Source organism: [Erwinia] mediterraneensis (assembly GCF_900604315.1).
Lineage (GTDB): Bacteria > Pseudomonadota > Gammaproteobacteria > Enterobacterales > Enterobacteriaceae > Pantoea > Pantoea mediterraneensis_A.
The window spans coordinates 2,435,617-2,457,766 of the sequence record NZ_LR026978.1 but is presented as its reverse complement, the minus strand read 5'-3'; the positions used below and the strand labels follow the sequence as shown (position 1 = coordinate 2,457,766).

26 protein-coding genes and 1 tRNA gene are annotated in these 22,150 nt (G+C 52.2%); 11 read left to right on the top strand and 16 right to left on the bottom strand.

Annotated elements, in window-relative coordinates:
- Positions 1-41: 41 nt before the first annotated feature.
- Positions 42-236 carry a hypothetical protein gene (locus E0E17_RS11360; RefSeq protein WP_130834176.1) on the bottom strand — a complete coding sequence of 65 codons (195 nt, stop codon included), beginning with the start codon at positions 234-236 and terminating at the stop codon, positions 42-44.
- A 238-nt stretch (positions 237-474) separates the two neighbouring features.
- Between E0E17_RS11360 and E0E17_RS20205 the strand changes: the two genes are divergently transcribed.
- Together E0E17_RS20205 and E0E17_RS11355 are read left to right on the top strand one after the other, a co-directional pair.
- Complete coding sequence (locus E0E17_RS20205; protein WP_165446222.1) at positions 475-645, top strand: hypothetical protein; 171 nt, start codon at positions 475-477, stop codon at positions 643-645.
- A gap of 108 nt (positions 646-753) precedes the next feature.
- Positions 754-984, top strand: coding sequence for a hypothetical protein (locus tag E0E17_RS11355; protein ID WP_130834175.1), 231 nt, complete (start codon positions 754-756; stop codon positions 982-984).
- 104 nt (positions 985-1,088) lie between these two features.
- Here E0E17_RS11355 and E0E17_RS11350 read toward each other — a convergent pair whose 3' ends face one another.
- From E0E17_RS11350 to E0E17_RS11330, 5 genes are all read right to left on the bottom strand, one after another.
- Entirely contained in the window at positions 1,089-1,517 is a 429-nt protein-coding gene (locus E0E17_RS11350) for an OsmC family protein (RefSeq protein ID WP_130834174.1), read from the bottom strand.
- Positions 1,518-1,576: 59 nt separating this feature from the next.
- Positions 1,577-2,761: an FMN-dependent L-lactate dehydrogenase LldD gene (lldD, locus tag E0E17_RS11345; RefSeq protein ID WP_130835525.1), complete on the bottom strand. Its 1,185-nt coding sequence runs from the start codon at positions 2,759-2,761 to the stop codon at positions 1,577-1,579.
- Positions 2,761-3,546 carry a transcriptional regulator LldR gene (gene lldR / locus E0E17_RS11340; protein ID WP_130834173.1) on the bottom strand — a complete coding sequence of 262 codons (786 nt, stop codon included), beginning with the start codon at positions 3,544-3,546 and terminating at the stop codon, positions 2,761-2,763. Before lldR ends, lldD begins: the two co-directional genes overlap by 1 nt.
- Positions 3,543-5,198, bottom strand: a complete 1,656-nt coding sequence (gene lldP, locus E0E17_RS11335) for an L-lactate permease (RefSeq protein WP_130834172.1) — start codon at positions 5,196-5,198, stop codon at positions 3,543-3,545. Before lldP ends, lldR begins: the two co-directional genes overlap by 4 nt.
- 363 nt (positions 5,199-5,561) lie before the next feature.
- A complete protein-coding gene (locus tag E0E17_RS11330; protein WP_130834171.1) occupies positions 5,562-5,783 on the bottom strand; it encodes a hypothetical protein in 222 nt (73 codons plus the stop codon).
- A gap of 411 nt (positions 5,784-6,194) precedes the next feature.
- On the opposite strand from E0E17_RS11330, the gene E0E17_RS11325 reads away from it, so the two are divergent.
- On the top strand, positions 6,195-7,052 hold the full coding sequence (locus E0E17_RS11325; RefSeq protein WP_130834170.1) for a glucose 1-dehydrogenase: 858 nt from the start codon (positions 6,195-6,197) through the stop codon (positions 7,050-7,052).
- Between the two features lie 36 nt (positions 7,053-7,088).
- Here the strand turns inward: E0E17_RS11325 and E0E17_RS11320 are convergent, their stop codons facing one another.
- Both E0E17_RS11320 and E0E17_RS20200 read right to left on the bottom strand, forming a co-directional pair.
- On the bottom strand, positions 7,089-7,436 hold the full coding sequence (locus E0E17_RS11320; protein WP_130834169.1) for a hypothetical protein: 348 nt from the start codon (positions 7,434-7,436) through the stop codon (positions 7,089-7,091).
- 52 nt (positions 7,437-7,488) lie between these two features.
- Positions 7,489-7,656 (bottom strand): hypothetical protein, encoded by a 168-nt coding sequence (locus E0E17_RS20200; RefSeq protein ID WP_165446221.1) that lies wholly within the window; start codon positions 7,654-7,656, stop codon positions 7,489-7,491.
- 197 nt (positions 7,657-7,853) lie between these two features.
- On the opposite strand from E0E17_RS20200, the gene dbpA reads away from it, so the two are divergent.
- Positions 7,854-9,233, top strand: a complete 1,380-nt coding sequence (gene dbpA / locus E0E17_RS11315) for an ATP-dependent RNA helicase DbpA (RefSeq protein WP_130834168.1) — start codon at positions 7,854-7,856, stop codon at positions 9,231-9,233.
- A gap of 44 nt (positions 9,234-9,277) precedes the next feature.
- Here the strand turns inward: dbpA and E0E17_RS11310 are convergent, their stop codons facing one another.
- Positions 9,278-9,670 (bottom strand): YgiW/YdeI family stress tolerance OB fold protein, encoded by a 393-nt coding sequence (locus E0E17_RS11310; protein ID WP_130834167.1) that lies wholly within the window; start codon positions 9,668-9,670, stop codon positions 9,278-9,280.
- A gap of 189 nt (positions 9,671-9,859) precedes the next feature.
- Here E0E17_RS11310 and E0E17_RS11305 point away from each other — a divergent pair, with 189 nt between their 5' ends.
- A complete protein-coding gene (locus E0E17_RS11305; protein WP_130834166.1) occupies positions 9,860-10,060 on the top strand; it encodes a hypothetical protein in 201 nt (66 codons plus the stop codon).
- A 263-nt stretch (positions 10,061-10,323) separates the two neighbouring features.
- The gene (locus E0E17_RS11300; protein ID WP_130834165.1) at positions 10,324-11,289 is read left to right on the top strand and encodes a chemotaxis protein; all 966 of its coding nucleotides are present in this window, start codon (positions 10,324-10,326) and stop codon (positions 11,287-11,289) included.
- A 137-nt stretch (positions 11,290-11,426) separates the two neighbouring features.
- Here E0E17_RS11300 and E0E17_RS20195 read toward each other — a convergent pair whose 3' ends face one another.
- The 3 genes from E0E17_RS20195 to E0E17_RS11290 form a co-directional block, all read right to left on the bottom strand.
- A complete protein-coding gene (locus E0E17_RS20195) occupies positions 11,427-11,582 on the bottom strand; it encodes a hypothetical protein (RefSeq protein ID WP_165446220.1) in 156 nt (51 codons plus the stop codon).
- A 160-nt stretch (positions 11,583-11,742) separates the two neighbouring features.
- Positions 11,743-12,210, bottom strand: a complete 468-nt coding sequence (locus E0E17_RS11295) for an Hsp20 family protein (RefSeq protein WP_130834164.1) — start codon at positions 12,208-12,210, stop codon at positions 11,743-11,745.
- 185 nt (positions 12,211-12,395) lie between these two features.
- Complete coding sequence (locus tag E0E17_RS11290; RefSeq protein WP_130834163.1) at positions 12,396-12,653, bottom strand: hypothetical protein; 258 nt, start codon at positions 12,651-12,653, stop codon at positions 12,396-12,398.
- Positions 12,654-13,213: 560 nt separating this feature from the next.
- Between E0E17_RS11290 and E0E17_RS11285 the strand changes: the two genes are divergently transcribed.
- On the top strand, positions 13,214-13,453 hold the full coding sequence (locus E0E17_RS11285) for a hypothetical protein (protein ID WP_130834162.1): 240 nt from the start codon (positions 13,214-13,216) through the stop codon (positions 13,451-13,453).
- 143 nt (positions 13,454-13,596) lie between these two features.
- Here E0E17_RS11285 and E0E17_RS11280 read toward each other — a convergent pair whose 3' ends face one another.
- Both E0E17_RS11280 and E0E17_RS11275 read right to left on the bottom strand, forming a co-directional pair.
- Positions 13,597-13,782, bottom strand: a complete 186-nt coding sequence (locus E0E17_RS11280) for a hypothetical protein (protein WP_130834161.1) — start codon at positions 13,780-13,782, stop codon at positions 13,597-13,599.
- A gap of 84 nt (positions 13,783-13,866) precedes the next feature.
- Positions 13,867-14,793, bottom strand: coding sequence for a FitA-like ribbon-helix-helix domain-containing protein (locus E0E17_RS11275; protein WP_130834160.1), 927 nt, complete (start codon positions 14,791-14,793; stop codon positions 13,867-13,869).
- Between the two features lie 242 nt (positions 14,794-15,035).
- Here E0E17_RS11275 and E0E17_RS11270 point away from each other — a divergent pair, with 242 nt between their 5' ends.
- The 4 genes from E0E17_RS11270 (at position 15,036) to E0E17_RS11255 (ending at position 20,295) form a co-directional block, all read left to right on the top strand.
- Entirely contained in the window at positions 15,036-16,259 is a 1,224-nt protein-coding gene (locus E0E17_RS11270; protein WP_130834159.1) for a diguanylate phosphodiesterase, read from the top strand.
- Between the two features lie 340 nt (positions 16,260-16,599).
- Positions 16,600-18,183 carry a methyl-accepting chemotaxis protein gene (locus tag E0E17_RS11265; protein ID WP_130834158.1) on the top strand — a complete coding sequence of 528 codons (1,584 nt, stop codon included), beginning with the start codon at positions 16,600-16,602 and terminating at the stop codon, positions 18,181-18,183.
- Between the two features lie 514 nt (positions 18,184-18,697).
- On the top strand, positions 18,698-18,955 hold the full coding sequence (locus E0E17_RS20510) for a biofilm/acid-resistance regulator YmgB/AriR (protein WP_130834157.1): 258 nt from the start codon (positions 18,698-18,700) through the stop codon (positions 18,953-18,955).
- A gap of 227 nt (positions 18,956-19,182) precedes the next feature.
- Positions 19,183-20,295: an AI-2E family transporter gene (locus tag E0E17_RS11255; RefSeq protein ID WP_130834156.1), complete on the top strand. Its 1,113-nt coding sequence runs from the start codon at positions 19,183-19,185 to the stop codon at positions 20,293-20,295.
- Positions 20,296-20,896: 601 nt separating this feature from the next.
- Here the strand turns inward: E0E17_RS11255 and E0E17_RS11250 are convergent.
- Both E0E17_RS11250 and E0E17_RS11245 read right to left on the bottom strand, forming a co-directional pair.
- On the bottom strand, positions 20,897-21,145 hold the full coding sequence (locus E0E17_RS11250) for a hypothetical protein (RefSeq protein ID WP_130834155.1): 249 nt from the start codon (positions 21,143-21,145) through the stop codon (positions 20,897-20,899).
- An 877-nt stretch (positions 21,146-22,022) separates the two neighbouring features.
- Positions 22,023-22,098, bottom strand: a tRNA-Thr gene (locus E0E17_RS11245).
- Positions 22,099-22,150 lie beyond the last annotated feature (52 nt).

Here is a 22,150-nt window from a genome sequence, read left to right as displayed (position 1 = left end):
TGGCATGCAGCGGCCCGGCCATCACCTCCCACGTCAAGCCGTCAGGAGATGGCGGAGTCGGTAGATTTTTTCTGCTTTTCCGCTTCGAAGTGATTTTTGAACTGCTCGTAGATGGAGATCATGTTAGCCGCATCACCCTGCAGGGGGCTCAGCTTACCCGCACGTACCAGTTCGATCACCAGCTGAAGCGCTGCCTGTTTAGGGCTGCTGGAAGGATGGGCGATTTCGTTAGACATAGTTTTTTCACTCGGCAAAGAAAATTGAGGTTAACAAGTTTAGCCTGGCGGATGCGAGAAGTTTACTTTTCCCGTCGCGTTATCCGCAGCGGCACATAAAAACGCCAGAATGCGGGTGCAAAACGGTCCGGCGATAGCCAGAAAACAGTTTCCGTTTCGTTTGACTATAATTGGTCTTAAACAGGAGAGCGAAAGCAGGAATTCCCGCCGGCCAGAGCGCGTGGACAGGAGCCAGACAATGCTGATTGGTTTTGTATTATTAGTGAGTGCGTGCGGCTATGACGCCTGCGAGGCTCTGCCAGTATCGGAACGCATTTACCCTGACAAGGCGGCCTGCGAGACCATGGCCGACCGTATTTATAAAGTACGCCCTAACGTGGTGTTGATCTGCGGCGAAGTGCACCGCTGAGCGCGCCTTTTGTTACCGATTCGCCAGGAAAGCATGCGCAAAAGTTGCAACCTGGCACCATAGCGTTCAAAATATAAGCTGTTTTTCACCTTCACTGTTGTGATTCCTATGAAAACATCCAAACCCCGTCGCCCTCACGGTCGCTGGGTCTATTACATTTTGTATGATGGTATTCTCTGGCCTTGTCCGGTGCGCTGGGAGTGGGAGAGCGGCTACGGCGGCTGGTTACCCTTTTACTATTCCCCTACCTTCGAATTTGTCGTGGGCGATCCCCGCAAAGCGTATCGCGTCGCCAAAAGCGATGTGCGCGTACGCCGTCAGGAAAACGCTTACGCCTGAGTGTGCATTGCAGAAGCCATGAAAAGATGCGCCGGACGGCGCATCGTAGCATGAGGTGTGGCCTTGCAGGCTGGCGCGCGGATCAAACCGTACGCGCCGATGAGTCAACTTTCCAGCTTGTAATTCAGGGTAATTTCCGCGTTGAGCACCTGAGAGACCGGACAGCCCGCTTTCGCCTTATTAATAATCTCGTCAAAGGTCATGCTGTCAATACCCGGGACGTTGACCTGACTGGTCAGCGCTATTTTGGTAATAGCAAAACCTTCGTCTTGTTTATCCAGCGAAACATCGGCGGTGGTGTCTATACTGTTGGCTTTAAATCCTTCCTGCCCCAGCATCAGCGACAGCGCCATAGAGAAGCAGGCCGCATGCGCCGCCCCAATCAGCTCCTCCGGGTTAGTGCCCTTTTCCCCTTCGAAACGGGTGTTAAAACCGTACGCCTGCTGATTCAGGACGCCGCTTTCTGTTGATACGGTACCTTTACCCTTGATGTCGCCTTCCCAGTGTGCCGAGCCTTTCTTATGAATGGTCATCTTATCCCTCCAGTCAGTAAAGAGAGCCTAAGTATAGACAACCCTGACGCAGCCAGTGATCAGCCTACTGCACGCGGACGCAGCGGCATCTCTCCCTGCAGCACCGTATTGGCCTGCACCAGCAAATCGGGGGTAATTTCGCTGATGGATTTGGCACCAGTCAGGGTCATCGCCACACGCATCTCTTTTTCAATCAGGTTCAGCAGATTCTCTACCCCATGCTGACCGTGTGTTGCCAGCGCATAGAGGAAAGCGCGTCCCAGCAACACGCAATCGGCACCCAGTGCGATCATGCGCACCACGTCAAGGCCATTACGAATGCCGCTGTCGGCGAGAATGGCGATATCGCCTTTCACCGCATCGGCAATGGCGGGCAGCGCACGCGCCGACGAAAGCACGCCGTCAAGCTGGCGGCCGCCATGGTTAGAGACCACAATGCCGTCAGCGCCAAAGCGCACCGCGTCACGTGCATCTTCGGGATCCAGAATGCCTTTGATCACCATCGGGCCATCCCAGAATTCGCGGATCCACTCCAGGTCTTTCCACGAGATGGACGGGTCGAAGTTATTCGCCAGCCAGCCAATGTAATCTTCCAGCCCGGTCGGTTTGCCAAGATAGGCGGAGATATTGCCGAGATCATGGGGACGACCATTCAGGCCAACATCCCAGGCCCACTGCGGATGGGTAACCGCCTGCAGGTAGCGGCGCATCGCGGCATTGACCCCGCTCATGCCTGAGTGCGCATCGCGATAGCGCGCGCCGGGGGTGGGCATATCCACGGTAAACACCAGCGTAGAGCAGCCCGCCGCTTTGGCGCGCTCCAGCGCATTGCGCATAAAGCCGCGATCGCGCAGCACATAGAGCTGAAACCACATGGGGCGGTTAATGGCGGGCGCCACTTCTTCAATCGGGCAGACCGACACGGTGGAGAGCGTAAAGGGGATCCCCTTCAGCGCGGCTGCACGGGCCGCCTGCACTTCGCCACGGCGGGCATACATGCCGCACAGGCCAACCGGTGCCAGCGCTACCGGCATCGACAGAGTTTCATCAAACAGTTTGGTTTCCAGACTCAGATCGGACATGTTCTTCAGCACACGCTGGCGCAGCGCCACCTGAGAGAGATCCTCAACGTTACGCTTCAGCGTATATTCTGCGTAGGCCCCGCCGTCGATGTAGTGAAACAGAAATGGCGGCAGAATACGTTGTGCCGCGGCGCGGTAATCACTTGCAGCTGAAATAATCATCACTCATTTTCCTTGCTGTTATCCAAATCATTTCCTGGCAGACGGCTGATACGCGCCTGTCGGGCTTCATCTTCATGCTGGCTTTTCATGGTGGCGTGCACAAACCCCAGATGGTTCATGACCGCTTTACGTGCCTGCACGGCATCGCCTGCCAGAATCGCCTGCAGCAGCGCATGATGCTGCTCTGTCAGGAGAACAAAAATGGCGGGCTGGCTGTACATACGCTGACGACTCTGCATCACGGAAGATTGCAGCAGATCGAAAAAGCCGCGCATGGTTTGCAGCAGCACCAGGTTGTGGGAGGCTTCGGCGATGGCGAGGTGAAAACGCACATCGGCCTGCGCCGCGAGGTTGGGGTCATCGCTCTCTTTCAGCTTCAGCGTGGCGTCAAACGCGTACTGCAGCTTCTCTTTGTCCGCCTCAGTCGCCCGCAGCGCCGCATACCAGGCGGTACTCGCCTCAATGGCGTGGCGCGCTTCCAGAATGTCATAGCGATAATCAGGATCTTCCGCCAGCAGCAACCGCATCGGTTGTACGATGCGCTGCTCCGACCAGGGCTCTATCTGCTGACGTACCCAGGTACCGCCACCACGGCGACTGATCAGCACGCCGGCGCTGATCAGCTGCTGGATGGCTTCACGCAGCGAGGAGCGGGAGACGCCCAGCTCTACCGCCAGTTGCCGCTCAGCGGGTAAACGCATACCCGCCTCCAGTTTGCGTTCTGTAATCAGGCTTTTCAGCCGTACTACCAGCTGATCGGCCAGACGGTAACTCGGTTGTGTCATGGGATCATCCAGGTAAGAACATAAGCCTGCAGGGTGGTGATAATACCTACCATACAGGTAAAGATCAGACTATGTTTCACGGTAAAACGGAACAGATCGGACTCTTTACCCACCAGTCCAACCGCCGCACAGGCAATGGCGATCGACTGTGGCGAGATCATTTTGCCGGTAACGCCGCCAGTGGTATTCGCCGCTACCAGCAGGACATCGGAAACCCCAATCTGCTGCGCGGTGGTGGCCTGCAGCGCGGCAAAAAGCGCGTTCGATGAGGTATCGGATCCGGTCAGGAAAACCCCCAACCAGCCAAGGAACGGCGAGAAGAAGGTAAACGCGCTCCCTGTATGCGCCAGCGCCAGCGCCAGGGTGGCAGAGAGCCCGGAGTAGTTAGAGATAAAGGCGAAGGCGAGCACCATACCGATGGAATAGATCGGCATCGCCAGTTCTTTCAGGGTTTCGCTGAAGGTTTCTGCTGCGGCTTTAGGCTTCATGCGCAGGAAGATCACGGACATCACGGCAGCCACGATAATTGCTGTACCGGTCGCCGAGACCAGATCCAGTTTAAACAGCGCCGGATACGACGTAGCCTCGCCAACGACTGGCGGCATACGCGCCACCAGATCGTTCAGCCAGGGCACAGGTACGCTGAATACCCAGTCGCTCAGCGCGCCACCTTTGGCGAACAAAGCTTTAAACGGCGGAATACTCCAGATTGTCACGGTCGCCGTCAGAAACAGGAACGGCATCCAGGCGCGCACAATCTGCCAGAGGCTGTATTGCTTGCGCTCCAGCGTCTGGTCTACCACAGAGGCGGAGAGATCGTTGAAGCGGAAAATACGTACCGGCTTCCAGCGACGCAGGAACAGTGTCAGACAGACTAACGAGGCCAGTGAGGAGATAATGTCCGGCAGTTCCGGGCCGAGGAAGTTAGAACTGAGGTATTGCGCAATAGCAAAAGAGCTACCGGCAACCAGCACTGCGGGCCAGGTCTCTTTAATGCCGCGCCAGCCATCCATGATGGCCATGATCCAGAACAGAACAATCAGCGTCAGGAACGGCAGCTGACGACCCGCCATCTGACCAATCAGGAAACTGTCGATGCCAGTGACTTGCCCGGCAACAATAATTGGAATCCCCATCGCGCCAAAGGCGACCGGCGCGGTATTGACGATCAGACACAATCCGGCGGCATAGAGCGGTTTAAAGCCCAGTCCGACCAGCAGTGCAGCGGTAATCGCCACCGGCGCGCCAAATCCGGCAGCCCCTTCCAGAAAGGCACCAAACGAGAAGCCGACAATCAGCATCTGTAAACGTTGGTCAGGGGTGATGGAAAGAATAGAGGCGCGGATAATTTCAAACTGCCCGGTTTTTACGGAAATTTTATAGACGAAGACGGCCGCAATGATGATCCACGCAATCGGCCACAGCCCGTAAAGAAAGCCGTAGACCACCGAGGCAAGGGCCTGTCCGACAGGCATGCCATACAGCAGCAGCGCCACCAGCAGCGCCAGCACCACGGTGATGGTGCCTGCCTGATACCCTTTCAGCTTGAGCTTAATCAGGGCGAAAAAGAAAAATACAATCGGGATCACCGCTATCAGGCTGGACAGCCAGATGTTGTTCAGCGGATCGTAATTTTGTTGCCAGACCTGCATGGCATGCTCTCCAGAGTATCGATATTTGTGGCAGCAACGACGCAGCAGGCTGAGCGATAAGCTTCTGCAACATCGCGCGTTGCACCCCGCCCTCCGCTAATTGGTCCTACCAAAAAGGGGCTGGCGGGTTTGCTGGTCTGAGATAGTTAACCTCATGTTATGAGCATGCAACATAATTGTCAGGAATTATCACCATTATGTGAGTCAGTGGTAAAATCTGGTCTTAATTGGTAGGACCACATTACAGATCCAGACAGAAGCGGAGTGCAAACGTGATATTCCAGCACGATCAAAAAAGCCTCCGCAGGGAGGCTTTCGTCACGTATCAGAGCAGGCGCACAGGGCGCCGTGACTGCGGGGGCATTACATAATATCGGAAGTGATGAGCTCAGAGGACATCATTTCTATCGCCAATGCGTACAGCCGTTGGGTTTCGATATTCACGGGCTCCTTTTCCGCATAGCATTCAATCATCGACACCACTTTATCCGCAGATAAAGCTTCACCGTGGACGTGTAAGGTCAACACGGCGCGGCCAACGATTTTCAGCACATCTTCATTTGATCCCTGGTTGATCGTATTCAAAGAATTTACCTCTAAACGGGTAGTTTTAATATGTGACTTGCGCACAATATGTCGCAAATTTAACTCAAATTTTACTTTGTTGTGGCAAACTCTTCCCCGGTATTTCCGGGATACCAGCACGGAATTTATCAGATAAACCTTATAATAAAACATGTTTAAATATTAAACAGCGACAGTTTTAAAAATAATCCTGCTTTTATTCTGCTTTGACTGCCGATCGGGGTTAAGCGCAGCATATTCTCCTGCCATTCATCGGGCGTCTTCGGCCCGATCAGCAATCCTCAACTATACTCAATGCTCACGTTTTTAAGGGAAACAGCGCAACGGACCGCGATGTCCGGCTTATGACCTGTTTTTCCCCGGTTATTATTCTGCTGGTGTTGATGCCAGCCCTCTGTCAGGAGAATCGCTATGACTTCACGCCCCACTCCACCACAACCTGAACAGCAACAGACGCCGCCCGGTTCCTTTTTTGATATGGAACCCAGACCCGATCACGGCGAAAACAGCTATAAAGGATCCGGTCGCCTGCAGGGTAAAAAAGCCATTATTACTGGCGGCGACTCCGGTATTGGCCGTGCGGTGGCTATCGCCTATGCGCGTGAAGGCGCGGATGTGCTGATTTCCTATCTGAACGAGCATGAAGATGCCCAGGATACCGCGCGCCTGGTGGAAAAGGCGGGCCAGAAAGCGGTACTGGTTGCAGGTGATATCTCGGATGCGGCCCATTGTCGGCATATCGTGCAGCAGGCCGTCGATGCTTTTGGTCAAATCGATATTCTGGTGAATAACGCCGCGTATCAGATGGTCCGTGAGTCGCTGGATGAGATCAGCGATGAAGAGTTTGACCGCACAATGAAAACCAATCTCTATGGCATGTTTTATCTCTGCAAAGCGGCAGTACCACACATGCCAGCGGGCAGCGCCATTATCAGTACGGCCTCAATCAATGCGGATCAGCCCAAGCCGAAACTGCTTGCTTATTCCGCCACCAAAGCGGCGATCGTCAATTTTTCTGGCAGTCTGGCCGCCCTGCTGGCAGAAAAAGGCATTCGCTCCAATGTCGTTGCGCCAGGCCCCATCTGGACGCCACTGATCCCGGCCACCATGCCTGCTGAACAGGTTAAAAACCTCGGCAGCGAAGTGCCGTTGCAGCGCGTGGGCCAACCGGCAGAGCTGGCGCCGGCTTATGTGCTGCTGGCCAGCGATGAGGGCAGCTACATGTCCGGTTCGACCCTGGCGGTCACCGGTGGCGTTGCCTTTATCTGAGTTAATGCGGCGTCGCGCAGCGACGCCGTCCTGCCTTTAGCGTATCTCCTGTTCATCATCATCGCTCAACTCATGCAGCCTGATTTCACGTGAAGGCACATCCTCCAGTCGATCGGCAAACTGCTCGCTGAGATCGGGTAAGCTGGTGAACTGGCCATCCAGAAACAGAAAGCTCAGGTGTTGTTCCACCTCCTGCAGCATTGCCTGCACCGAGGCGCTCTGCTCGCCCTGTTCATCGTTGCCGTCCAGCTGCCAGTGGTACCTCCCCTGCTGCTGCGTCGCGCCACCGATATCAATCAGATGACCATCAATGTTCTGTACCAACAGCCTGTCATCACAATAAAACAGCCGGTAAGGCATCAGGTCCCGATTATTTTCTGCCATGCTTCCTCCGTATTATCCGCCTGGCGCGGCCAGTGCCGCCCCCAGAAACCCATTAAAGATAGTGGCGCACGCCATAAATCGCCCAGAAGATCGCGTTTGCCGCCAGATAGCTCCAGCATCCCCAGTAAGCTACCGGCTCCCGCTGGGTTCTGAGCTTGGGTAAAAAGGCCAGCAAATAACCTGCCGATGCGATCAGCGAAACGAAATAAAAGAACTTCATTTTTTCCTCCTGAATAAAAAAGTTTTTTTGCTCTCTTCAGAATAGACAGCCTTTTCTTTTCTCGCTTAGCCCGCAGCCTCAGGGGCAGTGTGTCTGTGCGTATTTTACCCTTTTGCGCCCGGCACGCCGGACATTGCCGTGACGCCAACATTCTGCCAGACTGTGCCGGCAACCCTGCCTGATTAGAGAATTTTCCTGTGACCGCTTTTTCTACCCTGACGCAACTCCCCGCCAGCCAGCTCGATAACCTGCGCGAAATGGGCTTCGATGCCATGACGCCCATTCAGGCTGCGGCATTACCCGCGATTCTCGCAGGCCGTGACGTACGCGCCCAGGCGAAAACCGGCAGTGGAAAGACCGCCGCCTTCGGTCTTGGCGTGCTGCAACAGATTGACAGCAGCCAGTTCCAGACTCAGGCACTGGTGCTCTGCCCCACCCGCGAACTGGCCGACCAGGTCAGCAATGAATTGCGACGTCTGGCGCGCTTTACGCGCAATATTAAGATCCTCACCCTGTGTGGCGGACAGCCGATCTCTGCCCAGCGCGATTCGCTGGTGCACGCTCCGCATATCGTGGTGGGCACGCCGGGCCGTATCCTTGACCATCTGAAGCGCAGCTCGCTGGATCTGAACCGTCTGCGTACTCTGGTGCTGGATGAGGCCGATCGCATGCTGGAAATGGGCTTCCGGGATGATATGGACGCTATTATCGGCTACACCCCGGAACGCCGTCAGACGCTGCTTTTTTCCGCGACCTGGCCGCAGGGCATTATTGCTATCAGCGAACGTTTCCAGCGTGATGCTTTAGCCATCACCACCGAAGCCGTGACCGAACTGCCGGCGATTGCGCAAACTTTTTATGAAGTTGCCAGCCGTGACAAACTCTCCCTGCTGACTGCGCTGCTCAGCCAGCAGCAGCCCGCCTCCTGCGTAGTGTTCTGCAACACGCGTCGTGAATGCGATGAGATTGCGGCCGCGCTGGAGCAGAGCGGGATCAGCGCCCTGCCGCTGCATGGCGATCTGGAGCAGCGTGATCGTGACCGTGTGTTAATCCGCTTCGCCAACGGCAGCTGCCGCGTACTGGTGGCCACTGACGTGGCGGCGCGTGGTCTTGATATCAAATCACTGGCGATGGTGGTTAACTTTCAGCTTGCTTACGATCCGGAAGTGCATGTGCACCGTATCGGACGTACCGCACGCGCCGGTGAGCAAGGCGCAGCAGTGAGTTTTGTTGCGCCGGATGAGATGGCGCGCGCCCATGCGCTGGAAGATTATCTGCAACAACCGCTGGCCTGGCGCGACAGCACAGCCCTGAAAAAACAGAGTGTCAGGGCGCTGCCTGCAGCAATGATGACGTTGTGTATTGATGGCGGGCGCAAAGCGAAAATTCGCCCCGGTGATATTCTCGGCGCCCTGACAGGCGAAGCGGGATTCAGTGCCGATCAGATTGGCAAAATCGATCTGACCCCAACGCATGCGTATGTCGCTATTGCGGCGAATCAGGCGAAATCGGCGCTAATTAAGCTGAAACAAGGGAAAATCAAAGGCAAAAGTTGCCGGGCGATCCTGCTGAAATAAGCGGGAAGCGCTGACGAGGCATCAGCAGATGCCTCGTCGGGATGTTATGGCGAACCCAGTTCTTTTACATGAACCGTCACATTGTCGCCTTTGCCGGTAACGCTGCCGCTGATACGCACCAGGTCCTGTGAGTCATACTCTTTACCGTCAAAGACTTTTTTCGGCGCGATGATGCTGATGGTACCGGTTTTATCGCGGAACTGATAACGGTCGCCACCCTCTTTTTTGAGAATATTCCCCTCCAGCGTAACCCAGGCGTTTTCACGCACATCGCGAATGCCCGCAATGGTGGCCTGTCCGGTATCCTCAGAGCCTTTGTAACCGGCGTCCTGTTTTGCCGGTGGCGGTGGCTCTTCGCCTCCCTTAAAGCCGCCCTGCTGAGCCACAGCGCTGAAACTTAACAGCGCAGAGAGCGCGAGTAGTGTCATTTTCTTCATGAATAGAACTCCTTATAGCTGAAGAGGCTGTCCAGTGGGATGTCCACACTTTTAATCCTGGCACACCGGAGAAAAAATGCGGCAAGATTCCCGACGAGGCTTTGCATCACATATAAAAGATTCCTGCTCGCTGATATCGCTGCCTCTTCTACACTTAAGGCATCAACATGAGAACAAAGGGAGAAATTTATGTCTGACCGCCCCGATCACAACAAGCCTTACCCGGACGACAATGAAAAACACGGATTACCGGAAGACGCTCCTGACGCCCCCAACCCTTATGAAGAAGATGATCCTGGCGCTGGCGATGCAGTCAACGGCGAGGGAGAAATCCCGAGAAAACGCGATGACAGCGAAGATGATGAAAAAGATCCCTGGGAGGCCACATAACCGTTACAGCCCACTGATGTAATGCTTATCAGCACAGCAGGCTCTTATCGCCGGGCCTGCCTGTTCGCCCCCTCTTCCCTCCCTGCCAGCAACTATTTCTCCCTTACAGGAGAGAAAGCCTCTACTTTTCCTGATTTCTGCCGATAAGAATCAGAGCAGCGCTCATGCGCACGATCACGATAAACCAGCAGGACGGGAAATTTGTCCCTTTATGCCCTTACCGATCGATACCCTACAACCCGGCGTGACATTCAGAGGTAAACATGGATAACTTTCAAAAAGAGATTGATGAGAGAGCCAATCTCGCTTTATCGAATAAGTTTGAACTTCTACTGTTCCGGCTGGGATCAGATCAGGAAAAAGGCAAATCGGAGCTGTATGGCATCAACGTTTTCAAGCTGCGCGAAATTGTGCCGATGCCTTCCATTACCCGTGCTGCGGGTATGCGCTCGCCGCTGCTGGGCATGGCCAGCATTCGCGATCAATTTATTCCGGTAATCGATCTGCCGGCGGTCGCAGGCTGCACGCCGACCACCGGTCTGAACCTGCTGCTGGTAACTGAATATGCGCGCAGCACCCAGGCTTTCGCTGTGGAATCGGTGGAAAATATTGTGCGTCTTGACTGGAGTCAGGTGCATACCGCAGAAGCGGGCGTCAGCAGCAAGAATATTACCAGCATCGCCTGCCTGGACAGCGATAACCAGAACCCGGAACTGGCGCTGGTGCTGGATGTTGAACAGATTTTATATGACATTATTCCTTCTGTGCGCGGGGTCGCCCCTGAGACGTGCCAGACCAAAGATTTCAACCTGAAACCTGGCTCCGTGGCGATTGTGGCCGAAGATTCGCGTGTTGCCCGCGCCCTGCTGGAGCAGGGACTAAGGAGCATGGGCATTCCGGCACTGATGTTTAACACCGGGCTGGAAGCCTGGGAAAAAATCAAACAGATGGCGCAGGAAGCCCAAAATGAAGGTTACCCTATTACCGACAAGATCGCGCTGGTCCTGACCGATCTGGAGATGCCGGAGATGGATGGTTTTACCCTGACGCGTAACATCAAGCGCGACGATAAGCTGAAAAAAATCCCGGTGGTTATCCACTCTTCACTTTCCGGCAGCGCCAATGAAGATCATGTGCGTAAAGTGGGTGCCAATGGTTACGTGGCCAAGTTTGAAATCAATGAACTGGCCTCGGTGATTCACGGCGTTCTGGACCAGGACGGAGAGTAAGGAAAGCAGGCGCTGAAAAGGCGTATAACAGTATGACAGGTCAGGTTATATGGCCTGAGTCCGGTTGAGAAGCCGGCTCAGGCTGAATCAGCCACCCGATAAAGTGCCTGCTACTGCGGGCACTTCACGACAGCGCTTTAAGGCTCTTTAGTGGGATCTGGCACCAGCTCATCATCATCTTCGATGTATTCTTCATCCTCGTCGTCAATGTACTCTTCATCATCCTCTTCCGGCATCGCTTCGCCTTCAGCATCATCCGGTAAGGGTTCATCGTAATCAGGACGTTCAGACATAGGGACCTCCGGAAACCCGACATGGGCTTGTAGAGTGTAGCCAAACGCGCCAGTTTTCAGGCGCGCAACGACGCAAAAAAGCCCTGAAGTCAGCTGACATCAGGGCAAGCAGAGTACTAACAACAAGCAGAATCAGACAAAGACGCAGCCGGGTTACCGGTTACGCCTGATGCTCAATAACGCGGGTGCCGTTTTCAATGGCAATTTTTTTCGGTTTTTCATGTTCAGGGATTTCCTGATAGAGATCGACCTTGAGCAAGCCGAGCTCCATACGCGCCCCTCTCACCTTCATCTGCTCCGGCAGAGCATAACTCATCCGGAAGTCAGCACGACGGATACCGCGATGAATCCATCCCTGCTCTTCATCCTGATTTTTCTCTTCGCGCTTACCGGACACGGTGAGCTGGCCGCCAACCGTCTCGATCTCCAGCTCATCTTCCTGCCAGCCCGGCACGCTGATAATCAGCTGATAGTTTTGTTCGTCAAGACGGCGGATATCATAAGCCGGTGAAGCCTGAACCGGGATATTACCGGTCAACTGGCTGAAGAGCTGATCGATACGATTAAAACGATCAGTAAAAACCGAATCATCAAAAGTCGGAAAACGTGACAATGTTCTGAATGCCATGATTAACCTCCTGAACAAAATAAACTCAGCCAAAAGTTCAACCTTACTGGCAAGCAAAGCTTGTCCGTTACTGAAAATAGGGGTGCCCGGCGCGTTTTCAAGCTTGCGCAGAAAAAATTTTTTCCTTTAAAAAATAATGAATTATTCAGTCGACCGTTGCCGCCCTCACGCGTGGCGACAGGCGATTACCAGCATTGCCCGGTGATGCCATCCTGCCCCTGAGGACAGACATCGGTGTCTTTAGGGAGTACAGAAAAGATTTGTGATACACACCCGGTCAGGTACAAACAAGTCAGCAAAATAAAAATAAATCTCATCGTCTTTCTCATCATCGGCTTCATATCTGCTCCCGAACGGGAGCGGCTGAGCAGAAAATTATAAACCAGCGCCGCCAGATTGGCGGGGCTTTCACCGGGTTTTATGGGAAAAGAGACCTTGATCAATTCTCCAGGCTAGCGGCACCGCCAGGAAGCGATACGCTAAAACAGGGTATTTAAGACCAGGGAGGATAAAAATAATCCGGACTGTGACACTTCGCTGTCTGTAACGGGAAAATAAATACTGACGCCATTTTCAATGGCATCAGGAAATCCTTCAGGCAGGATTTAACTTTTCATTGTGAACTGCGGTCTGATTTAAAACGGTTAGTTTTCCTGCGGATAAAATATCCTTCTTGCTATTTTTTTTGCGCAGCGCATCAGAGCAACCTTCGGCAAAAGTCTGGAGATTAAATGCCCATGACCGCCTGAGCGCATCTCTGTCTCTCACTTAATTAAAATATGTTTAATTAACCCCCAGACTGCTCTCTGGTTATTTTATCAGCAAAAAATCACCCTTTCGTTCCAGGCTTTCTTTTAGTATCTGTACAAATAAGTTCCATTGGCTTAGCCAATGTCTGAAAAAGGAAAATTACGTTCGGATTATTCTGTTTTATTACTACACTTAAAAAGTGCAGCAAAAACTGCCCTGTATTTCCATTCACCTCCTGCGGAGGAGTAATCAGATGACAGACAACATAAACATTAATGCGAATATCGTAATCGGCGAGAGCGTACTGAAACTTCTGCGGGAAGAACAGGTGCCTGATAAAAACGCCTTGCTGGCCCAGTTAATGTGGCAAGCCGAACAGGAAAACAACGATACCCGTTTGCTGGCTCTCTGGCAGGCCCGGCGCCTGTTGCAGAACATTGTACAACCGAATGGCATTGTTCAGTTGTTTGCCTCGGCAGCTTCTGATCGCTAATCAGACAGCTTATCCGCCTGCGCTATTCCCCCGGACATAACCGGACTTAGCCGGACTCTCCTGCTTTTTTACTACCTGACGCTTGCTCCCGACGCATCGACCGCCGGCAGATATTCAGGCATCAGAGAACGGCCCTGCCGTGATTATTGTGCGCTTTTGCTGGCCGACTGGCTCATATCAGGCCCTGGCCTGCTGGCCAGTATCCGGGTGAGCCACGCGCCGATCCGCCTGCCTTTGCCGTCCTGCGCAAACGGCAGGCGATTAAACCTTTTTTTCTGCGCTTCCAGCCGGGCCTGAGTTTCATCCGCCAGCAACTGCTGGCGTGACATTCTTCTCCCGCTCTCCACTCTCAGGAATAACGTTATCAGGCGCCTCAATCCCGGCGATAATACCGCACGGGCAGCAGAGAGGGTTTAATCGATAGCCGTCCAGCTGGCATTGCTAAATTCATCATTCCCTCCTTCAGCAAAGGGAACCTCCCGCAGAGTAGCTAAGGCGGAGGGAAAGACGCTGAACCAGTCTGCCGGATCTTCACCTGCGAACAGCTTTTGCAGCCAGTTCGCCGGGGTGCTTACTGACTGGCGCATAAAGTAGCGCGGATGATGATCGTTCACCCCGGACAGGGTTTCGCTCACCTGCACGTCATAAGCCTCAATCTGGCGCGCACCGCGCAGCGTTTTCAGTAAGCTTATCAGGCGGCATAGCTGCTCTGCTGCCTCTGCGCTGAAGGTGGAACGCAACGGGAAAGCCGCAGGGAGATAACCACTGGTAAAATGCTGTTGCTGGTTGTCGTAACGGATACAGAGCAGCGTGCCGTCGAGCTGACCGCCACACAGGCGAATCAGGCGCAGCCGGCGGCGGCTGTTTTCCGCCTCCTCAGAGAAAAACGGCGCATAGTCTTCTGCAAGGTTTTCCCAGAGAAACAGGGGGCCAGCGCCGCTGAGCAGCCAGCTTTCCGAACAGTGAAAGCAGCAGGAAATACGACGCAGCAGGTCAAAGGATGGCGCCTCCAGACCATCAATCACATCCAGCAGGGTCGCCGGTGACGCTTCGCCAATCATGCGTGCCAGATGCGGGACATCGTGTCGTCCCCGTCCGGCAAACACCTCATCCTGGCGCAGCCGGACAAAGAGCTGGGCGATACGCTGTCCGGTTTGCCTTTGCCAGCGCTGGCGCGTCGATTCTGGCCCGGTGGTTGGGCGCAACAGCTGCAGTTCAGCAACATACTGTTGCAAGGCGAAACGTATCTCCGCCTCCGTTGATCGCTGGTGCTGTTCGGCAGCTGCGGTCAGCTGCTGATGTATGGATTCCGGCAGATTGCGAATGGTCATTCTGGCCATAAAAAATCGTTCCCCCTGATAACGGGTGCAGAGCGGTGACAGAGATTTCGGTGTCGCGAACAGAATAAGGCGTTATCACCACGGCATAGCGTCAGAATTAACGCCCTTTACGCTGGCTGTTGGCTAATCGCTATGATGATTATAGTGACGCAAACAAAAGAAGCAGGCATTTCACATCCTCACTATCCCCGGTTCTCGTATAATATGCAGTTCCAACCTTTTGTCGGAACGAGCGCCGCCGTATGCTGTCAACCCTGATATACCGCAGTCGTCTTAACCAGCAGGTTAATGCCGCACAGCTGGAGCAACTTGTTTCTACAGCTCAGCGCAACAATAAAAAGATTCAGGTTACCGGCATTTTGTTGTTTGACGGCACCTGGTTTTTTCAGATCCTGGAAGGCCCTTTTCATGCAGTTAACGCTCTGTATGAAAATATCTGCCAGGACCAGCGACATGACAATATTGTGGAAATGATGCGTGATTATGCGCCAAAGCGTCGTTTCGGTAATCTGGGTATGGAATTATTTGACTTACGACATCACCCGCAGGATTCGTTATTAGCGGCAATACTGGCGAAGGGCACCGCAAAATATCATCTGACTTATGATGACAGAGTTTTGAAGTATATTCGTACCTTTGTCGAAGGCCACTGGAAAGAACAACTCTGGACTTCCGCCAGCGCTCATGAATGGCAGTTTATACCCGAAACCGCGCCTTTTTTAGCGCCGGACCCCGCCTTATTCAACAGTCAGCCTTGCCAGTTTGCATTACAACCAATTGTCGATCCTTTACGGCGGCGCATCAGTTCGCTGGAGGCGCTGATACGCAGTGCGGATGGTGGCGCGCCTGCCGACTATTTCTCATCCATTGCAAAAGAAAAGATTTACGAAGCCGATCTGTATGCAAAATCCTGGGCACTTGCGCTGGCTAATAAAATAGGCCGGGGCAACCATGTCATCTCGATTAATTTGCTGCCCATGTCGCTGGTCATGGTGCCGAATGCGGTTGATATTCTGCTGGAGCAGATCGCCCGCCATCATCTGGTGCCGGAGCAGGTGATTGTCGAGGTAACAGAAGATGAGGTGATTTCCCGCTTCGATGAATTTGATTCGGCAACCCGGCAGTTAAGATCCGCCGGAATCAACCTCGCCATAGATGATTTTGGCTCTGGTTTTGCCGGACTCTCGCTACTGGCAAAATTTCAGCCTGATAAAATTAAAATCGATCGCAGTATTATTACCGATGTGCATAAAAACGCCGCTAAACAGGCGATCGTCCAGGCAATGGTAAAATGTTGCTCCTCGCTGGAGATAGCGGTGGTCGCCGAAGGGATAGAAAAAGCGGAAGAGTGGTGCTGGCTGCAAGCGGCCGGAATCAGATTATTTCAGGGATTTCTGTTTGCCAGACCGAAACTGAATGGTGTTTCTTCTATTGCCTGGCCACAAAAAATCGCCTCTCAGCCCTGAGCCGCGCCGCCTGGCGCACCCACCTAAAATAAGCCTTTGAAATTCATACAATATAAGACAAGGCTGTTCCGGGTATCATTGAAAAAATCTAATCTGCGTCACAGATTGATATCAAGTTTTCCACCTGAGTGCCGATTTACTGTGCCTTGACGAGCGTAAACATAGCCTTTTCACTCTTATGAACAGCAAACTCCTTTTATGCCGCCTGTTTCTTTTCTGAATAGCGCTAAACGCTCTGACATCTGGTTAAAAATGTACGTTTGGAACAGCAAATTATCGCGGAATAAACACAATTTCCAGATATCCGCGTTGCTGCATTACTGCCTGAGAGATAAAGTTGATGACATCTGTGAGAAATATGAAAGTCGGCGCCCGCCTTGGCGCAGCGTTCAGCTTAGTGATATTGCTCTTAATTATCGTGAGCGCGACGGCGGTCATGAAATCAAATAACGTTAATACAGCAATTGATAGCATTATCAACGACCGTTATATCAAAGTCAGACTGGCTTTTGACGTACGCGATGGCGTAAATGACCAAATCAAATATCTGCGTGGCATGGTCATTGATACTATCCGGCCTGAGCTTAACGAACAGCGTTTTACCGATCTCGAAGAAGTGACCAAAAAAACCAATGCGGCCATCGATCATATCGCCAGATTGCAGGTTACTCCGGTAGGGCAGAAGAAAATCAAAGTGGTAAAAGAGGCAAGTCTGGCGTTCGAACATGACAAACAGGAACTGCTGGCTCTCATTACCGCTGGCGAACTGGATGCCGCAGGTGAATATGTCCTGAGAAAAATTACGGCGTCGCAAAATGCTTATCTGGATACTGTCATTAAGTTTGCCGATTCCCAGTCTCAGCAGTTACAGCAGGAAGGGGCCGCTGCCATCAGCGATGGTTCTACCGCCATAGAAATCACCTTAATTTTCTCCTCACTGGCGGTCATTGCTGCCATTTTCCTCGGCTACTTCCTGACGCGCTCCATCGTGCGTCCGCTACGTGAAGCGGTCAACATTGCGGAAAACGTTGCAGCAGGCGATCTGCGTACGGTCATTCATGTGAAGTCAACGGATGAAACCGGGCAGCTGATGCAGGCGCTGAAAAATATGAATGATAATCTGCAGCGCATCGTCAGCGAAGTGCGTGCGGGTACCGATTTGATTGCCACTGCCTCCAGTGAAATTTCGGCAGGTAATATGGATCTCTCTTCGCGTACCGAGCAGCAGGCCAGTTCACTGGAAGAAACCGCCTCCGCCATGGAGCAGATGACCTCTACGGTGAAACAGAATGCGGATAACGCCCGCCAGGCAAACCAGCTGGCAGCCCAGGCCTCCAGCGTGGCTGTACAAAGCGGCAACGCAGTGAAACAGGTTGTCAGCACCATGGAGATGATTAACGACTCGTCGAAGAAGATTGTCGATATTATCAGCGTGATCGATGGCATCGCCTTCCAGACTAATATCCTGGCGTTGAATGCTGCGGTAGAGGCCGCACGTGCGGGTGAGCAGGGCCGTGGCTTTGCCGTCGTGGCATCTGAAGTGCGTAATCTGGCGCAGCGCTCTGCATCTGCGGCAAAAGAGATCGCCCAGCTGATTCAGGATTCCGTCGCCAGGGTAGATGAAGGCGGCAAACAGGTTGCCAATGCGGGTTCAACCATGGAAGAAGTGCTGGCCAGTGTGAAAAGCGTCACCGAAATTATGGGTGAAATTTCTATCGCCAGTACTGAGCAAAGTACCGGCATTGATGAAATCAACTCTGCGATTACTCAGATGGATCAGGTCACGCAACAGAACGCAGCGCTGGTTAACCAGTCAGCGTCAGCGGCGCAATCATTGCAGGAACAGGCAGCACAGCTGGCTGAAACCCTGCGCATTTTTAAAGTGAGCGACGAATCCGTCTCTCAGGATCCGGCTACCGTCTGATCCTTACCCCCCGGCCTGCTGGCCGGGGGGTAATAACTCACTGTAGCGGCTTATGCCCGTTGCTGACCCCCTTCAGAAAGGTCCTGCCTTTTTCCCCTGCGTCATGCCTGCCCCAGACCATCACTATTTACTGGCGCTAAAGTTTACGAATAACTCACCCCTACCCGATCCAGAATAAAATGCAATTGGTTATCTGCCGATAAAAGCCCGCCGCGTTATACTGATTATTGCTTTCGATATGCCAGTATAAAATTGCATTTTAAATACTCCTAAGACCACACTAAAAGTTCAAAATAAAATTTGCAACTTCCGGATTGCCATATAGATTTTTTGGGTGATTATTCTGTCGCATCGTAACGAATGATGCTTTGCATCACCTCTGAAGGTGGTTTGGATTTCCACCTTCAGAGGTTAAATATTAATAAACAAGATTATGGGCACACAGATAATCCGGTGCCCCCTCAGATTTGAGTGGGTGTGCCCTCTGGTGCCTGAAGACAAATGAGGCTTTATTATGCAACTCCCTTTCCCCGAAGAGTCTCAGTTTGCTGATTACATTAACAGCGCGAGTGCTCAGTTTGCCGATGAGAAAGCGGTTATCTGTTCCTTAATAGAGGAGCTTTCAATGACCAAACCCTTTGTGAATAACAAAGATATTATTCTGGGCCTGTTGAGGAAGCTCGAAACCGAAACGGATCCGGTACAACTCGACATTTACCGTAAGGCGCTCGAACTGGTAGTACAACGCACGCCTGACGATATGGTTTTATAAAATTCATACTGGCTGAGCATTAACTGCCTCCTCCCTGTCTGTCTTCGGTGCACGGTGAAACCTCTGTTCTGCTGTGCATTTTCATAACAGCCCCGTCAGTAAGCGTCTGCGTGCCTCGGCTTTTTATCCCGGCACCATTAATGTCAGGAAGGCAACTGCTATCCTGCTTACAGGAGCGAAAAAATACTCCGCTGTCTTTTTTAGCATGCTGTAGCAGAGGAAGTGATATGAGATTGAAAGGCCTCACAAAAGGATTTTTTATCCTGATCCTTATTATTGTCACGCTGGCATTCTTCAATATTCTGGGGCCCTACTTTTCTGCCCTGCTGTGGGCAGCCATCCTTGCCGTTATCTTCCATCCCGTGAAAAACCGACTCCGGCAGGCGCTGGGAGAGAGAAATAACCTTGCCTCTTTGCTGACGGTACTGATGATCTGCCTGATGGTATTTATACCGCTGGCGGTTGTCGCCTCATCACTGATGGTTGAATTTAATCTGGTTTATAACAACCTGCAAAACGCCAATACACCACTGCCCGTAATACTGGCCGATTTATTACAGTATCTGCCTGACTGGGCGCGCGCTTTTCTTGCTGACCATCATTTTGCTACGGCAGCAGATATTCAACAGACACTCTCTGATGCTGCGTTACGGGGAGGGCGTATTCTGGCTGGCAGCGCTTTTGTGATCGGCAGAAGCACCTTCAGCTTTGCCATCGGCTTTGGCGTGATGTTGTATCTGCTGTTCTTTTTTCTTAAGGATGGCGCGCATTTAGTAAATCTGATCCTCGAAGCTCTGCCCCTGTCGCGCTATGTAAAACATCATCTTTTTATGAAGTTTGTTGCGGTGGCGCGCGCGACGGTAAAAGGCACGATAGTGGTGGCGGTCATTCAGGGTGTGCTGGGTGGCCTTGCCTTCTGGTTTATGGATATTAACGGCAGTCTGTTATGGGGAGCCCTGATGGCTTTCCTGTCGCTCATTCCAGCGGTAGGTTCAGCGATTGTCTGGGTGCCTGCAGCGATCTATTTTTTCGCTTCCGGCATGTTCTGGCAGGGTATTTTTCTGGTGGGCTTTTTCGTGCTGGTGGTGGGACTGGTGGATAATTTTCTGCGCCCGGTGCTGGTGGGAAAAGATACCAAAATGCCGGATTATCTTATTCTGATTACCACCCTCGGCGGCATGGAAATTTATGGTATTAACGGTTTTGTCATTGGCCCGTTAATTGCCGCGCTCTTTATTGCCTGCTGGAATCTGCTTTCCGGACGCGATCATCAGGGAAATATAGAAGAAATTGATAAAGCATTTATGGAAGAAGGAAAGGATCCTTCCGGGCTGGAGTAAATGCGTATAATCGAGCCTTTCCTGAACCTGTGCTGTAAGCTGCGCCTGGCTTTCAGCACCGGTAACTGTGACTGACCCGCACAGACTGAACCGCTCAGCGAGTACAGTTATGAGCAAAAATTTTTATGTTACTTTTATTTTTTTGCTGGTGCGGTCACGGTATTTTCCAGGAACAGCACAACAGGAGCAAACATCCGGCAAAGGTGAGACAGACGGAAAGTCCACGGCAACGCTATCTGACCGCCCCGCTGGCGGCTGACGCAGCCCTGGGGTGGCAGCACTCCCCGCTGGCGGCCAGGCGGAACTGGAGGGTGATAAAACCCTCCGCCCCGTTCTCCGCAGAGCGCCGAAAGTAAAAATCCGCCTTCATAGAAGGCGGCTTTGATTGCGCCCCATAGGGGTGTACCAAAAACCTTAAAAAGCAGTCTCTGCCTGTTCCGTAAGATTCAAATCCAGAGACGATAAGGCAGAGCCAAAAACTTATTGATGACCACGCCCGCAGGACGTGGTTTTAAGCTGGCAATAAAAAACCCGCCTGAAAGCGGGTCAAAAACAGCAAATTAACTACGGCATTAATGGTAAAGCATAACGCAAAAAATAATCAAAGTGTGTCAGTCAGATGATCAACAATCACTTTTCCATTCAGATCTTTCTGAGTGATCCGGTAATTCACGCAGTAAGAACGACGGGTGTTCAGCTTATCAAACAGCGATACGAAACCTTTTTTCTTTCCGTTCTTATCTACAATTGCCCATTCGGTAATATCTTCCTGTCCCCGGGTTTTCAGATGTGTAACTTTTTCCTGAAGCAGCTGGTCTTCCGCTTCAAGCTTTAAATAATCGCGTAACATAAATTCGGTCTCCTGTGACGTTCATAACTATAGACCTTTAATTAATCGTTTCAATCGAATTTTTTTATCGTAACCAGGATCGATATGCAGATGGTTTTGCTGCCCCGCCAGGGAGTGTAGAGGAGTGCTGCCAGGCAGCTTTACCATAGCGGTTGGGATGGCAGACGCAGAGATTCGCCCGCTGGCATTGGCTGCGCTCTGCACGTCAGAGACGCGCAGATAAAATTTTCCTGTCCTGAACCATTCTGCCAGGAGAGCGTTGAAATCAGGGTAATGATTTTCCCGGGAGACGACAGGACGGATGCGTCGAAGACTCTGTCAGATTCGCTCAGATGAAATATACGCAGCGATCTACAAAAATTATCAGCGGGGGTGTCCGAATATTATTATAAATGAAATGCCGCCGCGACATTAAATTTCATAGTGGCCTGTTTAATATAGCAGGCGCTACGTTGTAAATAGATGGGCGAATAACTGCTACAGGAGCATTACTTAAAATGGTTATTTTCAATTTTAGCTGAGGATGACTGTGATTTATACACCTGTTGACTGGTCTAAATTTTCTGATGCAGATTTTACCTCGCTATTTCCTTTCTCGTTAATAGCTGCGAGTTGGCTATTCTTCGTCTCAGGAAAAGGCAGCCATTGTTGTTGCAGAGTAAGCAGAAATGAGAATGGCTGTTTATTTTTTTAAACAACCCAGCTCTTAAAGGTTCTACTCACGATCCAGAGGCGCCACGCGTCAGAAGCAGGTAACTACACGTCGTCACGTAAAGAGGTAGCCTGGCAGCCAAAGGTCAGAAATCTTCTTAATCACCAGTTATGATACTTGTGATGAAAACGGGCATAATGCTTGTGCTTTGGGAATTTTGTAAGCTGGTGCCGGAAACAGGAGTCGAACCTGCGACCTTCGCATTACGAATGCGCTGCTCTACCAACTGAGCTATACCGGCATATCGGCGGGAACTACGGGGCAATAAACTAGAAAAAAGCAGCGAGGGAGTC

Bases quoted from the DNA above. Each gene is read 5' to 3' on its own strand.
- E0E17_RS11360 (WP_130834176.1), bottom strand. From the start codon at position 236: ATGTCTAACGAAATCGCCCATCCTTCCAGCAGCCCTAAACAGGCAGCG.
- E0E17_RS20205 (WP_165446222.1), top strand. From the start codon at position 475: ATGCTGATTGGTTTTGTATTATTAGTGAGTGCGTGCGGCTATGACGCC.
- E0E17_RS11355 (WP_130834175.1), top strand. From the start codon at position 754: ATGAAAACATCCAAACCCCGTCGCCCTCACGGTCGCTGGGTCTATTAC.
- E0E17_RS11350 (WP_130834174.1), bottom strand. From the start codon at position 1,517: ATGACCATTCATAAGAAAGGCTCGGCACACTGGGAAGGCGACATCAAG.
- lldD (WP_130835525.1), bottom strand. From the start codon at position 2,761: ATGATTATTTCAGCTGCAAGTGATTACCGCGCCGCGGCACAACGTATT.
- lldR (WP_130834173.1), bottom strand. From the start codon at position 3,546: ATGACACAACCGAGTTACCGTCTGGCCGATCAGCTGGTAGTACGGCTG.
- lldP (WP_130834172.1), bottom strand. From the start codon at position 5,198: ATGCAGGTCTGGCAACAAAATTACGATCCGCTGAACAACATCTGGCTG.
- E0E17_RS11325 (WP_130834170.1), top strand. From the start codon at position 6,195: ATGACTTCACGCCCCACTCCACCACAACCTGAACAGCAACAGACGCCG.
- E0E17_RS11320 (WP_130834169.1), bottom strand. From the start codon at position 7,436: ATGGCAGAAAATAATCGGGACCTGATGCCTTACCGGCTGTTTTATTGT.
- E0E17_RS20200 (WP_165446221.1), bottom strand. From the start codon at position 7,656: ATGAAGTTCTTTTATTTCGTTTCGCTGATCGCATCGGCAGGTTATTTG.
- E0E17_RS11310 (WP_130834167.1), bottom strand. From the start codon at position 9,670: ATGAAGAAAATGACACTACTCGCGCTCTCTGCGCTGTTAAGTTTCAGC.
- E0E17_RS11305 (WP_130834166.1), top strand. From the start codon at position 9,860: ATGTCTGACCGCCCCGATCACAACAAGCCTTACCCGGACGACAATGAA.
- E0E17_RS11300 (WP_130834165.1), top strand. From the start codon at position 10,324: ATGGATAACTTTCAAAAAGAGATTGATGAGAGAGCCAATCTCGCTTTA.
- E0E17_RS20195 (WP_165446220.1), bottom strand. From the start codon at position 11,582: ATGTCTGAACGTCCTGATTACGATGAACCCTTACCGGATGATGCTGAA.
- E0E17_RS11295 (WP_130834164.1), bottom strand. From the start codon at position 12,210: ATGGCATTCAGAACATTGTCACGTTTTCCGACTTTTGATGATTCGGTT.
- E0E17_RS11285 (WP_130834162.1), top strand. From the start codon at position 13,214: ATGACAGACAACATAAACATTAATGCGAATATCGTAATCGGCGAGAGC.
- E0E17_RS11280 (WP_130834161.1), bottom strand. From the start codon at position 13,782: ATGTCACGCCAGCAGTTGCTGGCGGATGAAACTCAGGCCCGGCTGGAA.
- E0E17_RS11275 (WP_130834160.1), bottom strand. From the start codon at position 14,793: ATGGCCAGAATGACCATTCGCAATCTGCCGGAATCCATACATCAGCAG.
- E0E17_RS11270 (WP_130834159.1), top strand. From the start codon at position 15,036: ATGCTGTCAACCCTGATATACCGCAGTCGTCTTAACCAGCAGGTTAAT.
- E0E17_RS11265 (WP_130834158.1), top strand. From the start codon at position 16,600: ATGACATCTGTGAGAAATATGAAAGTCGGCGCCCGCCTTGGCGCAGCG.
- E0E17_RS20510 (WP_130834157.1), top strand. From the start codon at position 18,698: ATGCAACTCCCTTTCCCCGAAGAGTCTCAGTTTGCTGATTACATTAAC.
- E0E17_RS11255 (WP_130834156.1), top strand. From the start codon at position 19,183: ATGAGATTGAAAGGCCTCACAAAAGGATTTTTTATCCTGATCCTTATT.
- E0E17_RS11250 (WP_130834155.1), bottom strand. From the start codon at position 21,145: ATGTTACGCGATTATTTAAAGCTTGAAGCGGAAGACCAGCTGCTTCAG.